Raw genomic sequence first — 14,886 nt, 5'->3', positions numbered from 1 at the left:
ACATAATTAGAATTACGCCGCCTCCCACGGTAGCGGCACCCTAAATCCAGAAAGATTCAGAAGCAAAACTTTATATAGGCTGGCCTTGAACAAAGTAAAAAGCTGTGTGACTCATGTGCTTAGCCAGCCCAAACATGCACAACATAATTAGAATCCCTAATAGAAAACTTACATCAAAAGGATAGAATCTTCTGTTTAACTTATATGGAACATCTTAAAAACCAATCATTTGTTGTTTCTTAAATGTGTTCATTTCGTAGCTTGTAATTTTGGAAGGAGACACTGTATATAATGTATCTCCCGTATATAAAATTCGTTGGACTACATTGTATGAATCTTCGTATTGCTCACCTGGTCTTGCTGGCTCCATTAAATCCCCTGCAAGCTCAATTCCCGCTGCCGTCACTTTGTAAACTTGTGCGCCCGTACCTTTATACGTCAAGCGGTTTTCATCCTTGCCTGGCTCATAAATTGTAATTGGGAAACCAAAATAATTGTTGCGTGAATCTCTATATAGTGCCTTATGATCATGCTGCACGGCCGAGTACGTACCACGTCCACCAATAATAACCGCATCTTGCTCAATTGGATTGTTTAAATCCGTTACATTGAACAAGCTTAATTTCATTCCTTTTGTTAAAACCATTGGCTCCTTAGAACCCGGCTCCATCTTCACCTCAGTATCATATCCAATACCTAGTAAATGATTTTCCCCAATTGGATGCAAGTAATTACTAAATCCAGGTATTTTCAACTCCCCTAACACTTTTGGTGCTTTTGGATTTTTTGTATCAATTACAAATAATGGATCCGTTTCTTTAAATGTCACGACGTATGCCTTGTCTCCCATAAAACGAGCTGAATAAATACGCTCACCTTTTGCTAAATCATTAACTGCACCAACTTGCTTTAATGCATCATCTAAAATGAATAGGTGGTTTTTAGAGTTTGCCTCTGATCCCCATGCATTGCCCTCTGTTGTTGCAATACGGAAAAAACCGTTATGTTCATCCATTGAAAACTGATTTAATACGGACCCCTTTACCTTTCCTTGTGCCGCCAGACGTATCGCTGTTTTATCTACACATATTTTATATATCGTTGTTTCATTCGCCTCAGCTAGCATCAAAGATTCCGATGTCGCCTCAGCTTCACTACGTAATATTGGCATAGAGCTATAATTCATAGACGCCACATAAATTGCATTTTGCGACATGTACAGCTGCCCACTATTGCCCAAATAGCTTTCTGTATTCAATTTGGCAGAAGCAATTGTACTGACATCAATTGACGAGACGATTAAATAATTTGGCGTGTTGCTTTCTGGTAAAATACGAATTTTTTCAAATGGTAACGCTTGATCTACACCATTTGTATCATACGTATATGGAAGTAAATCCATATCCTCTACCTCATGCAGCATCCAATAATTTGGTGTTTGATTTGATACAATATATAGATAGTTCCCTGCTTTACGTAGGTTTGTTATATAGCCATCTTGACCAATTTCACGAATAAGCTTTGGATTTTTAGCATCCTTTACATCGTAAAACGCTACTTTTGCAACAGATTTCCCATCGTAATATGGCTCTTTACTCGTTTCTATATATGCGGAATAGGCTACAATGAGCGTATTTTGATGCAACATTAAATGCGATGGATAAACATCCTTGCTTACAATAAGTTTTTTTACAACTTTCATATTTTTCGCGTCAGTAATCATAATCTGATTGTCAACTACAGAATAAATATACTGCCCGTCGGTAATCGCAATATCGCCTTCTTCAATTCCTTCTACCTGATTATTTGTCGTTGAATACTCAGCGCCACCAGCACTACCGCTATCCATTGCAACTTCTGATGACATTTCTTTTTTTTCGCTTTCTTGAGGGACGGCATAGTCATTCATCGTTGTAAATGTTGAAAAATATTCCTTTAAATCTTTTTCTGATGTGATTTTCGTAATCTTATTCACTACTTGTAAATCAAATTGAAAATCCTTTTGCAACATTTTCTTGTTATGAAACGCTGCTTTTTTCACATGAACCATATAGTTCCCTGCCGCTAATCCTTTTATCGTCAACACTTTAGAAGTTTCATCCAAATGAAGTGTTGCCTTCACTGTATTGCCTTGTTGATCAACAATCAAAATCGAGTCATCTGACAAGCTTTTTGCAGTAAGTGCTTGATCGAACGATACGAAATAAGGCTCCCCTGCTTGCACAATCGTGGATGCATACGCTTCAATTTTTTTATCAAATAAAATATAGCTACATACAATGATTGAAACAAGCATCGCTACCATTCCTAAACAATATCTTTTACACTTATTCATCGAAATTTCCTCCCTAAATCACCTTTACCCAATTAGACTTAGTATTTTGCAATTCGTTTCACTTTTTATCGAATAATCAGAAATTTTTTTACGATTTCATAAACGGAATCTTTTATTACGATGCAAGGTTTTTTGTTAGAAAGATGTAGCTTACTCAAAATAGATTATTCATTCTCATTCACCAAGAAAAATGTCATTTCAACTTTAGTCAAAATGACATTTCTTCTACAAAATTTTAACTTAAGGATTTAATCCTCTACAAACGGCCAGCTTGGAAGCATACAACGCAGCTTCTTATCTTCACGCTTACCAAGTACGTATTCCGCTTGCATCATCGTATGAATTTCGCGGGTTCCTTCATAAATAACCGGTGCTTTCGAGTTACGTAAATAACGCGCAACAGGGTATTCATCCGAATAGCCATATGCACCATGAATTTGTAGCGCATCATCTGCTGCTTTGTTGGCAAAATCACAAGCCTGCCATTTAGCAAGGGATGTTTCGCGGGTATTGCGCACACCTTTATTTTTTAATTCCCCGACACGATACACGAGCAAGCGACTCATCTCATAACCCGCTTCCATTTTTGCGAGCATTTGACCGACAAGTTGATGTTCCCCGATCGGCTTGCCAAACGTTTCACGCACCTCACAATAATTGACACTTGCCTCGATACAAGCCTGCATTAACCCAACTGCACCTGCTGCTACAGTAAATCGGCCATTATCAAGAGCTGACATTGCAATTTTAAAGCCCTCGCCTTCTTCTCCGAGCAAGTTTTCAGCGGGAATGCGTACATTGTCAAAAAACAGCTCGCCCGTGTTGCCTGCACGAATCCCGTACTTCCCTTTAATCGCTTTCGAGCTAAAACCTTCCCACGTTCGTTCAACAATAAAGGCTGAAATTCCGTGATGCAGCTTTTCTTTATTTGTATAAGCGAAAACAATGAAATAATCAGCCACATCACATAATGAAATCCACGTTTTTTGCCCATTTAAAATGTATGAATCACCCTCGCGTTTCGCATTGGTACTCATAGCAGCAACATCGGAACCCGCGCCAGGCTCAGTTAATCCGAACGCACCAATTTTTTCCCCCTTTGCCTGTGAAACAAGATATTTTTGTTTTTGTGCCTCTGTTCCCCATTGCATGAGTGTCATACTATTCAAACCTGTATGCACAGAAACCGCGGTACGAAATGCAGTATCTCCGCGTTCTAGCTCCTCACAAACAATGGCAAGCGCGTTATAATCCATACCCGCTCCGCCATACTTTTCTGGCACGCATACACCCATCAACCCAAGTTCGGCTAAATGTTTCCAAATTCCTTGATCAAAACCACCTTGTGTATCCCATGTTGCAATATGCGGCATAATTTCCGTATCGACAAATTGCCGAACGGTTTTCCGTAATAGCTGTTGTTCTTCTGTAAAATCGAAGTTCATCAAATCACTCCTACCATTTCACAATCATTGTCGAACGGTGCGACGTTTCTTTAATTACGACACCGCGCTTTGCCATTTCTTCTATAAACTCACGCCCTGGTACGACCATTTCTGGTGCAAATACACCACGATCCGTAATGAGCCCTTTCCCAATCATTTGCGCCACAACGGAAATCGTATTTGCCGTCGCACGGGCCATCGCCGTTACATTTTTCTCTAAATCTTTACGCACAATCATTTCATATTCATACGTTATTTGTTCCTCTGATCGTTCACCAGAAATAATCGCACGTAATAATACCGCATCGGATTGTTTTCCTAAATCTAATTTTTTCTTCAATGCTTCACGCGTTACTTCCCGGACATTAATTTCATTGTCCCCGACTGCAACTGTATTCGTTTTATCAAGGAAACCTAAATCAGCAAGTAACTTAAATTTCTCCGCATGTCCTTTATAGCGAATTGTTTTGTATTCAAGCGTTTTTACATTGGGGAATGTGTGGTGCAACGTCGAAATTCCTCCTGACGTATAGAACGCCTCTAGTACGCCGAACTCATCAAAATAAATTGGCTCAATACCCGTTAAAGACTCGACCTCCTTTAATACGCCTTTAGATATCGTTTTTGATGGCTCGGTATAATGGTCAAATACCCCATCCAACGAAAATACACGCGTATAATTCAAGGGTGGTTTCGGCTCTGTTGGAATACCACCTACAAATAATTTAATCGACTCCACTGAATCTAATTTTGAAGCTCCATATCCCGTCAAAATATTAATCATGCCTGGTGCAACACCTAAATCTGGAATGACTGTAACGCCTTTTTTTACTGCATCTTCATTAAGAGCCAAGATTTTTTCTGTCACACCACCAATATGACCACCTAAATCAACAGAATGTACCTCCACATCAATTGCCGCGCGGGCCACACGTTCATTAAATGTATAGAATAGGGCATTAATCACGACTTGCCCCTTTGAAATGACCTTACGTAAATCCTCATCACAATCTGCATCAAGCTGTACTACTTCCACTTTATTTGTATTTAAAGTTGCGACAAATTCATTTGCCGGCTCTATCGATACATCCGCTAAAAATACCTTTTCAACTTGCTCACTCGCTACTAAATCGCGCGCAATTTCTTTTCCCATTAAACCTGCACCTAATACAACTACTTTCATGTAAACATCCCCTTTGTTTGTATTTAAGTAATTCTATTTATGAACACGCACCCTCTAAACGAAGATAAATGGGGGGCACGAATCATTCGTTGTTATCAATTTGAGCTCGTTGTAATTTCCCACTGAAGTCAACGTAAATACTTTTCCATTCTGTATACACATCAAGCGCGGCCTGACCGGAATCGCGGTGTCCGTTCCCCGTACCTTTTGTTCCACCGAATGGTAAATGAATTTCTGCACCCGTTGTCCCTGCATTTACATAAACAATTCCTGTATCTAAAAGTTGCTGTGCCTTAAACACTTTATTAATATCTTGTGAGAAAATAGAACTTGATAGACCGAATTTCACACTATTATTTACTTCAATCGCTTCCTCTAGGCTTGCAATTTCAATCATGCTAATAACAGGTCCGAAAATTTCCTCCTGCGCTAAAATGCTATCCGGTTGAACATCTGTAAAAATCGTCGGCTCAAAATAAAAACCATTTTCATAAGCCCCTGTATTTAAAATTTGTCCGCCAAATAATAAATTTGCCCCTTGTTCCTTACCAATTTGAACATAATGCTTAATTTTCTCGAGCGCCGCCTTATTAATAACTGGACCGATCTTAACCGATGGATCTAAACCATCTCCAATCGTCAGCTTTTTCGCCTCCTGAATGAGCCTTTCTTCAAGCTGCTCTTTCACATCACGGTGTACAATAACCCGGCTACACGCTGTACAACGCTGTCCAGCTGTCCCAAAGGCGCTCCATAAAATCCCTTCTACCGCCAGTTCAATATTCGCATCATCCATGACAATTACCGCATTTTTTCCGCCCATTTCAAGCGATACCTTTTTTAAATGCTTGCCCCCGAGTTCCGCCACCTTACTTCCTGTTACCGTTGAGCCGGTAAATGAAATAACACGAATATCTGGATGCTCGATCATTGCCGTTCCAACAGTAGGTCCAGAGCCAAATACGACATTCACAACACCTTTTGGTAAATCAACTTCTTCAAAAATCTTCGCCAGTTCATAGGCCATCATTGGTGTTTCATTAGAAGGCTTCCATACGACCGTATTTCCCGCAATTAGTGCCGGGAAGGCTTTCCAAGTCGCAATGGCAATCGGAAAATTCCACGGGGTGATGAGTCCCGCAACACCGATTGGAGAACGCACACTCATCGCAAATTTATCCGGCAATTCAGAAGGGACCGTTTCCCCGAACAGACGTCTTCCTTCCGCTGCCATATAAAGTGCCATATCAATACCTTCTTGCACTTCACCTCTTGCCTCTTCTATCACTTTCCCCATCTCACGGGTCAATGTTTGCGCGAGTTGTTCCTTTTTTTCTTTCAATTTAAACGCAATGTCATATAAATATTGTGCACGCTTTGGCGCTGGTATTTGTGCCCATACTTTTTGTGCCGCTTTTGCCTCACGTACAGCAAAATCGACTTCCACTTTCGTAGACAATGGTAGCGTTGCAAGTTCTTCACCATTTGCCGGATTGATTACAGGTATACTTTGCAGAGTTGATTCTTCTATCCAATTACCACCGATAAAATTTAAAAGCCTCATTCTCTCCCACTCCATTCAAAAAGTTATTTCATCTTTTTATTGTTTAAATATTCGACATTTGCTACTTTAAACCCTTTTTCTATAAAATATTTGTTTACATGAAAATTTATTGGAGATTTTGAAACTTCTTTTTAAATTGCAACGTACATATAATCAAGAATGTTTTATTTTCAGTTAGCAGTAATGACTCGCTAAACGAATAAAAAGCCGAGGAGGAATTTATCGATGAAAAATCACGAAATCGATTTCAAGTTATACGGGGACGACATGCAATTTGTAGAGGTTGAACTAGATCCACACGAAACGGTCGTTGCAGAAGCGGGAAGTTTAATGATGATGGAAGACAGTATTCAAATGGAAACAATTTTTGGTGACGGTTCAAATAATTCCGGTTCAGGCATTATGGGCAAGTTAATGGGCGCAGGAAAACGACTTATTACAGGCGAAAGCTTATTTATGACAACCTTTACAAACTCAGGCATGGGCAAACGCAAAGTGTATTTTGCAGCACCATACCCAGGTAAAATCATTCCAATGGATTTAAGTCAAATGGGCGGAAAAATTATTTGTCAAAAGGATTCGTTTTTAGCAGCTGCTAAGGGCGTGACAGTTGGCGTAGAATTTCAACGTAAACTAAGTACAGGCTTCTTCGGTGGTGAAGGCTTCATCATGCAAAAGCTTGAAGGCGACGGCATGGCTTTCGTTCACGCTGGTGGAACAATTTATGAACGTCGATTGCAGCCAGGTGAAACATTGCGTATTGATACAGGGTGTTTAGTCGCGATGACAAAGGATGTTAACTATGATATTCAAATGGTTAGTGGTGTAAAAACGGCTCTATTTGGCGGTGAAGGGTTATTCTTTGCTAATCTTTCTGGTCCTGGTACCGTGTGGGTACAGTCCCTACCATTCAGCCGCTTAGCAAGCCGTGTGTTCGCAGCAGCACCAGTCACTCAAGGTGGTGGTGGAAGAGGCTCCGATGAAGGTGGTATTGGCGGATTATTTAATTTGCTGAATAAATAAAAACGAAGGTCGAGTTTCTAGTAATATAGAAACTCGACCTTTTCCTATTATTAAATATGTATTTATAGACAAGTTCGCCACTTTCATAGATTAAATCCTCTACACATAAACCGATAATTTTCATTTGTAATAAACGATCCGGATCATTAATGAATATACCTACTTTGTTAGAATCCTCGGACGTCTCCATATTTCGAATTTTTTTTAAAGAGAACACTATCTCTCACCCCTAAACCATTCCCGTTTTCTTCCATAACCATTTTAAATATTGTGGAACTAATCACAGATGACAAGTGAGCTTTCTCACAATAAAAAGAAAAAACGTCAAATTTATTTAAAATTTGACGTTTTTTCCCGTATCAATTACACCTCGGCGTAATTGCGTCCAGTTTTTTTCGAGCGCGCTCGAAAAAAATCTGTGACATCCGCCGGGGCATTGGGCCAACACGATGTTGGTCACTCAGGCGTTGCCGCACGACGCGGCGTTCTTAGTCTAAGTTCCCCTGTTCAGCTGGTTATATACCCTTTTTGAATTAAGGGCATATTTGGCATTCATTCCCACTTTTAAAAGTTAAGGATTTCTGTACCTGTCGCTTTACTTACGGTACAAAAAAAAATTTGCTGAAGAAAGTTAGATTGCTAAAATGAAAATTAATACAGCTGCAAGCACAATTCGGTACATCGCAAATGGTGTTAACTTTACTTTGTCAATAAGCTTTAAGAAGAACTTAATCGAAATTAATGCAAATATAAAGGCACTAATAAATCCAACTGCATAAAAACTGAAATGATCCATATTAATTTGATCCCAGTTTTTGATTAATGACAAGCCACTTGCTCCCGCCATAATCGGAACTGCCATAATAAATGTGAAGTCTGCCGCTGTTTTATGATCTAATCCAAGCATTACCCCACCAGAAATCGTTGCACCTGAGCGTGAAAATCCTGGCCATAATGATAAACATTGAATAAGTCCAATTTTCAAGGCTTTTGCATAAGAAATATCGTCTAATGTTGTAATCGCTGGTCTTTTCGGTCCAAATTTATCGGCAATAATCATGAAAATTGCACCGATAATTAAGCCCACAATAACTGTTTCAATTCTAAATAAATTTTCATCAATAAAATCTTCAAATAATACGCCAAACACGCCAGCTGGAATAATACCGATCACGACATGTCCTAAATTAAAGTGTGATGATTTTTGTCCTTCTATTTTATAAAGTCCAACTAAGCTGAGCATTCTCTTCCACATGACAACTACAACTGCTAAAATCGAACCAAGCTGAATAACAATTTTAAACGTATTCGCTGAGCCCGAGCCTAAAAATTCCTTCGTTTGCAACCACATATCATCGACAATAATCATATGTCCCGTTGATGATACCGGCGCGAATTCAGTCATCCCTTCAACAAATCCAAGGATGAGTGCCTTTAGTAATTCAAACCATTCCATATTCTTTCTGCTCCTTCATACTCCTTAATTTTGCGTAAACTGTAAATCGACCACCCATAATTCAGAGCGACTTCCAATTCGTGTCGGTGGTCCCCAAAATCCGTAACCACTTGAAACGAGTGCGTGCATTTTTCCCTTTGCTAAATGTCCATAATCTAGTTCAAATATTCGCTGTGTAATGAGGTGATTCGGCCACATTTGGCCTTTATGTGTATGTCCTGAAACATGAAAATCAACACCTAGCATTGCTGGCTCATCTAAATCATTTGGCGTATGATTCATAACAAACCATGGCAGCTGTTCATTTTCTGGCTTTAATGCCTCCAGCGCCATTCGTTTTTTTTCCGTAACATCTTCACGCCCTGTTAAATAAAAACGATTATTAATTAAAATGGTTTCATCCATTAAAATTTGCACATGCGCATCCTTCATTGCCGTTTTAAACCTCGGTATTTCTTTTCCGTAATATTCATGATTTCCGAGGATTCCATAAACACCATATGTCGACTCGAGCTGTTTCATCACATCTCCCATACCGTTCGCCAAAAAGCGGCGCGGAGAATCATCCACAATATCACCTGCAAGCAGTACAACATCTGGCTTTTGCACGTTTGATAATTCTACAAATTTTTGTAAATGTCTTTTATGCGAAAGCGCCCCCAAATGGAAGTCCGATCCCATCACAACACGCATGTCTTCCCCTGGCTTGTCGATCTCAATCGTCAAATAGCGCACGACTGGTGAATACGCATTGTATGTACCTATTATAAATAAAATAAATAATGTTACAACTACACAGCTACCGACCAACTTCGTGGAAAGCGGCGTCCATTTAACAAGCACGTTAGCAAGGATACATAATACAATACCGTATTGTAAAATAAACATCCAATAGCTCCCAATCGCACTAAAAGGCGATAAAATGACGTGGTACCTTCCTATTATAAAACCAAATGCAACTAAAAATAAAATCAGCCAAAAAACTACTGGCCAGCGATATAGATGAAACGCTTGCAACAGCGCTCTTAAATTCCAACCAATATAAAAGGTTATCATGCTATAAATAGAGATGGCGAGTCCTGCATATAATAGTTTCATCCGTCAAGCACACCTTCCAATCTTTCACTGTTGTTAGAATGTAATTTTACTATATTTAGAGTTTAATATGTTCATTTTATTGTATATCAATTACGCCATACAAAAAAGCTATCACATGATGTTTTTCCATCATGTGATAGCTTTAAGTTAAGGGGAATTTATTTATCCGCTCTTACAGACACTGTAACTTTAAATAAGTCACCATCAATAGCAACGTCCAAATGACCACCATGTAAATCAACAATCGACTGTGCAATAGCAAGACCGAGTCCAGAGCCTTCTGTATTACGAGATGTATCGGCGCGTTTGAAACGCTCAACTAACTCCGTGGCATCTTCATTTAATTCATACTTTGCCACATTTTTTACTGTTAGTTCCGCTTCACCATTTACTGTTTTTAAGTTGACATACACTCGTGTACCTTCTAGTGAATATTTGCGGGCATTAATAATTAAGTTATCAATCACACGCCACCACTTTTGGCCATCGACATAGGCAAATATCGGTTGCTCGGAGATATTGACACGTAAATCAATTTTCGAAGCGGCAAAATCTTCTTCATGTTCACCTGTAGCTTGTTGTAACAGCTGTACTAAATCAATACGCTGCTTCGTGATTTCGATATTGCCACTCGCCATTTTAGATACTTCAAACAAATCTTCAATCAATGTTTTCAAACGCGATGATTTCGCATCTAAAATCGATATATATTTTGCACGCTCTTCTTCGGTAATTTCCGAATTTTTCAATAAATCCGTATACGTAATAATGGATGTTAGCGGCGTACGTAAATCATGACTCACATTTGTAATTAATTCCGTTTTCAAACGCTCACTTTTTGCCTGTTCCGTTACACTGCTGCGAACACCTTCACGCAAGCCATTTAAATGTTCGGCATGCTGAGCAAGTGGGGACTTCCCTTTCACTTTTAAATCATTCGTCAAACGCCCTTCTGCCATATCTTTTGTATGACTCATAATACGGTTTAAATAACCCATATAGCGCATAAAAATAAACAACGCTGGAATTAAGAACAGGACAAACAAGAAAACATAAAAGAGGAGTACTTCAAAGGACCCTGCCATAAACACTACGGCTAACCCAAACCCTCCAAGGTAAACAACAACAAGTAGAATAAGTGACTGAATACCGATTGTACGATTGCTAAACATGCCCATTCCTGCATGCACAAGTTTGGAAAGGAAGGTTGAATCCCAAATTTGATCAATTGCTGTGTTATTCGCCAGTCGATTCCAAAGCCACACGAATAAATAAACTGTTATGATAAAGCTGATGTAACCCATTACAGTTAATATAATTAGCTCAACCATATTAGCGTTGTACCAGTCCTCACCATAATAAGAGAAGTTGTGAATTGAACTAAGTACACCTGATAGGAACATACTTGATATCAATCCGATAAAAATCACTATAACAAGTGCCATATCAAGTGGAAGACGCTCAAAAAAGTTATATGCTTTTGACTGACTTAAAAACTGTTTCTTCGTAGGTTCCAGTCCCGTCATTAATAACACAAAGCTTATAAAGCCCAAGATCATTAAAACGTAATAACTATATTTCGTTAAATTAAATGCTTCAATACTTTTCCCAAATTCAGTTTTCGATAAAATTGATTTAGGAATTGTTATTTCTCCATAAAAATGTGAATTATCCTTATTTAGTTCAAACGAGTTACTCTCTAAACCTGTGTCTGCATACTCATTTAAGTTAATATAAAACGTCGATGTCGGCATGTAGTGATCCGTCCGATTAATTTCAAACGTATACACTGACGTTGCCTTTACATCACCTTTTTTAAATACCTCATCTGTTTTTTCATTCGTAATATTATAGGCAAAATAATTATAATTCCTTAAAAAATCCTTTTTATTTTGCTCATAGTTTGCTAATACGCCATCTAGCGCTTTCTTTTTTTGCTTTAAGATTTTCGCTTTTACATGTTCATCATCTTCAAAATTTTTGCGAATATCTGCAATTTTAGCATCTCGCTCTTTTTCAATTTCCGCTTTCACTTCTGCGTCTTGGGATCCATCAGCATCCATCTCATATTGATCTTTAATATTTTGAATTTGTTCTGCTAACGAACCGTAATACGTGCGATAATAGTTAATTTCTTCATCCGTAACCGTTAAGATTTCGCTTTTATCTTCTTCGGTTATCGGATTCAACACATACTTAGCTAGACCCTCCATAAAATCATATGTTTCACTGTCAAATGAATTTGTTTCATAATACGTTTTTCCAAAATAACGACTACCTTGCGTAAAAATCATAAGAACTGCTGTTGCTACAATAAACATAAGAAAAAGCTGGAGGTGCGTTTTTGATTTTTTCATTTTTTCCCCTCTTTCTATCAATTACACCTCGGCGTAATTGCGTCCAGATTTTGAATTGTGCTGAGCCCCGCACCATGCAGGGCTCAGCACAATTCATTCTTTTCAAAATCTGTGACATCCGCCAGGGCTTTTTTTTCGTTCAGCATGTATTGAAACACCCAACAAAAATGTGAATAAATCATACTTCTCACAATCTATAAAGGTGGCAGTTTGCCGCTGAATGATAATAAAAAGTAGCTGAACTGCTTTATCGTTGGTATAAAGCGTCCTGTTAAATATTCATAAAAATAGATTCCTAGAAAATACATACCGATTCCCGCGCCCAATACACCGAACAATGTGAACAGTTTATTTTTCAATTTTATAACCTAGTCCCCAAACGACTTTTAAATAGCGAGGGTTTTTCGGATCGACTTCAATTTTCTCACGGATTTTCCGAATGTGTACCGCGACAATATTTTCAGCATTGTACGCTTGTTCATTCCAAACAAGCTCATAAATTTCACTAATTGAAAAGACTCGTCCTGCATTTTTTAGTAACAGTTCGGTAATTTTATACTCGGTCGGCGTCAGCTTCACCGGCTCCCCTTCAACGCGAACTTCTCTAGCTGCCATATCAAGCTCTAACCCTACCACTTGTTCAGATGGTTCATCATACTCGCCCAAATCTACATACCGTCGTAGCTGCGACTTCACACGTGCCATCAACTCTAACGGGTGAAATGGCTTCGTAATATAGTCATCCGCACCTACTGATAGTCCATGGATTTTATCACTTTGCTCTGCCTTCGCACTTAGCATAATAATTGGAATATTACGCACGGCACGAATTTTGAAAGTCGCAGTAATTCCATCCATGTTTGGCATCATAATATCTAAAATAATTAAATGGACCTCGTTTTCCTCTAGCAGTCGAATTGCTTCAAGACCATCTGCTGCCTTCAACACATGATAGCCTTCGTTTTTTAAATAAATTTCAATCCCGTCACGAATATCCTGATCATCATCCGTTACAAGCACCGTTAGCTTTTTCATATGCTCACCCCACAACATTTTCTTATACCTTTATGTTAAATCGTAAATCTTAACTTCCGTTCATGCAAATTATGAAGAAATTCTTAAGATTTTTGATTATTTTAGTGTATTTCTTAAGGTTGTTTATTCATTTGACCTTGATTATACAGGTTTTTATTGAATAGCAATTTATTTTCAAATCGTTTCTTGTATTATCTAATGGTGGGGACATTGGGGGACAAGACATTTTTAATTGGGGGAAGTTGGGGGACAATTACAAGTACAAATTTCAGGACAGGTGCATATGGTAAATTTTAAGTGCAATAAACCTTACAGTACAGTAAAATATATCCAGACGAAGAAAGGTGGAACTTATATATGAAGAAACTAATTTTTAGTGCTGCATTAGTGTTAAGTTTGGGTTTAGCTGGGTGTTCAGAAGACAAAAAGGAAACACCTGAACCAATTAAGGAAGTTGAGAAAGTTGAAGATAATACAATAAACAAAGAAGAACCGCCGATTGTAGAAAATAAGATTTCTTGGGCTGAACAAATATCCTCATTGGCCACTAATGAAGATGCTACTTCAGACAAATTTTATGCTTTAGAAAAGTTGATGATGGAATACGAGGCAACAGCTGAAGATGTTGAGCAATTCAAAAATGACATTATAGATGATTATAATTCAGGTACATATTTAAGCGAATTAGAAAATCATGAACGTATGCTTACAAACATTTTTAAATCTTATATCGTTGAACGAAATAGCGATGGTACCTTAAAGGATTTTGCTTTCGATTACCATCAAAATTTGAAATACACATATCGTGGAGTCGATGCTACTGATAGTGATTCCGTAAAAGCTAATGAAGATCAGATGAATAAATCTTTAAATGAATTAAAATAAATAGGAGCCATCCACAGATTTTGTGGATGGCTTATTTTTTATACTGCATATGATTTAATTTGATATTCAACACCGTTAACCTCTGCATTCATTATTTCTGTTAATTTTACTACAATCTCTACATCTTCAAATCTAACAAATACCGCATTCGTAAATACCACTGGCGTTAAGTCGTCTATATGAAATTTACTCTCAAACTTTAAGTTCACACCGCAATTAGTTAAAAATTTGTACTTATGCATTATATCACCCCCCTTGTACTTATAAATTTATAATAAAATGTAAATATCTACACAACGTCCCAAAATTTTTTTAGGCTTATTTGGTTTCTACAAATAAAAATGACCAGGCACTTATCACTTTTAAAAAAAAGATCGTTAACCTTCAATTGGATATTTATGTTAACATTCTGTAATTAGGATTGTGAAGTAATGTACTTAAACTAACGGAGCAGATTAGTTGAAGTGCGTTGTTTAACTTTTGTTCAACAATCGGGCCATTTAAT

The 14,886-nt window shown here is 38.1% G+C and carries 11 protein-coding genes; 2 read left to right on the top strand and 9 right to left on the bottom strand.

Translation table 11 applies throughout. The features are described 5' to 3' along the window. Positions 1–214: 214 nt before the first annotated feature. The 4 genes from CSE16_RS01730 to CSE16_RS01715 all read right to left on the bottom strand — a co-directional run bounded on the left by CSE16_RS01730 (position 215) and on the right by CSE16_RS01715 (position 6,527). Positions 215–2,335 (bottom strand): beta-propeller domain-containing protein, encoded by a 2,121-nt coding sequence (locus tag CSE16_RS01730; RefSeq protein WP_099422270.1) that lies wholly within the window; start codon positions 2,333–2,335, stop codon positions 215–217. 248 nt (positions 2,336–2,583) lie between these two features. Continuing rightward, positions 2,584–3,780 carry an acyl-CoA dehydrogenase family protein gene (locus CSE16_RS01725; RefSeq protein ID WP_099422269.1) on the bottom strand — a complete coding sequence of 399 codons (1,197 nt, stop codon included), beginning with the start codon at positions 3,778–3,780 and terminating at the stop codon, positions 2,584–2,586. A 10-nt stretch (positions 3,781–3,790) separates the two neighbouring features. Next, positions 3,791–4,963, bottom strand: a complete 1,173-nt coding sequence (locus tag CSE16_RS01720; RefSeq protein WP_099422268.1) for a saccharopine dehydrogenase family protein — start codon at positions 4,961–4,963, stop codon at positions 3,791–3,793. A gap of 82 nt (positions 4,964–5,045) precedes the next feature. Beyond that, the gene (locus tag CSE16_RS01715; protein WP_099422267.1) at positions 5,046–6,527 is read right to left on the bottom strand and encodes an aldehyde dehydrogenase family protein; all 1,482 of its coding nucleotides are present in this window, start codon (positions 6,525–6,527) and stop codon (positions 5,046–5,048) included. A 225-nt stretch (positions 6,528–6,752) separates the two neighbouring features. On the opposite strand from CSE16_RS01715, the gene CSE16_RS01710 reads away from it, so the two are divergent. Next, on the top strand, positions 6,753–7,550 hold the full coding sequence (locus tag CSE16_RS01710) for a TIGR00266 family protein (protein ID WP_099422266.1): 798 nt from the start codon (positions 6,753–6,755) through the stop codon (positions 7,548–7,550). Positions 7,551–8,181: 631 nt separating this feature from the next. Here the strand turns inward: CSE16_RS01710 and CSE16_RS01700 are convergent. The 4 genes from CSE16_RS01700 to CSE16_RS01685 form a co-directional block, all read right to left on the bottom strand. Continuing rightward, positions 8,182–9,006: an undecaprenyl-diphosphate phosphatase gene (locus tag CSE16_RS01700; protein ID WP_099422264.1), complete on the bottom strand. Its 825-nt coding sequence runs from the start codon at positions 9,004–9,006 to the stop codon at positions 8,182–8,184. 24 nt (positions 9,007–9,030) lie between these two features. Then, positions 9,031–10,104 carry a metallophosphoesterase gene (locus CSE16_RS01695; protein ID WP_099422263.1) on the bottom strand — a complete coding sequence of 358 codons (1,074 nt, stop codon included), beginning with the start codon at positions 10,102–10,104 and terminating at the stop codon, positions 9,031–9,033. Between the two features lie 158 nt (positions 10,105–10,262). After that, on the bottom strand, positions 10,263–12,461 hold the full coding sequence (locus CSE16_RS01690) for a HAMP domain-containing sensor histidine kinase (protein WP_099422262.1): 2,199 nt from the start codon (positions 12,459–12,461) through the stop codon (positions 10,263–10,265). 348 nt (positions 12,462–12,809) lie between these two features. Then, positions 12,810–13,496 carry a response regulator transcription factor gene (locus CSE16_RS01685; RefSeq protein WP_099422261.1) on the bottom strand — a complete coding sequence of 229 codons (687 nt, stop codon included), beginning with the start codon at positions 13,494–13,496 and terminating at the stop codon, positions 12,810–12,812. Between the two features lie 357 nt (positions 13,497–13,853). On the opposite strand from CSE16_RS01685, the gene CSE16_RS01680 reads away from it, so the two are divergent. Then, positions 13,854–14,381, top strand: coding sequence for a hypothetical protein (locus CSE16_RS01680; RefSeq protein WP_099422260.1), 528 nt, complete (start codon positions 13,854–13,856; stop codon positions 14,379–14,381). 38 nt (positions 14,382–14,419) lie between these two features. Here CSE16_RS01680 and CSE16_RS01675 read toward each other — a convergent pair whose 3' ends face one another. Beyond that, a complete protein-coding gene (locus tag CSE16_RS01675; protein ID WP_099422259.1) occupies positions 14,420–14,623 on the bottom strand; it encodes a hypothetical protein in 204 nt (67 codons plus the stop codon). Positions 14,624–14,886 lie beyond the last annotated feature (263 nt).

Origin of the sequence: Solibacillus sp. R5-41, assembly GCF_002736105.1 — a bacterium.
Lineage (GTDB): Bacteria > Bacillota > Bacilli > Bacillales_A > Planococcaceae > Solibacillus.
This window is presented reverse-complemented; position numbering and strand designations above follow the sequence as displayed.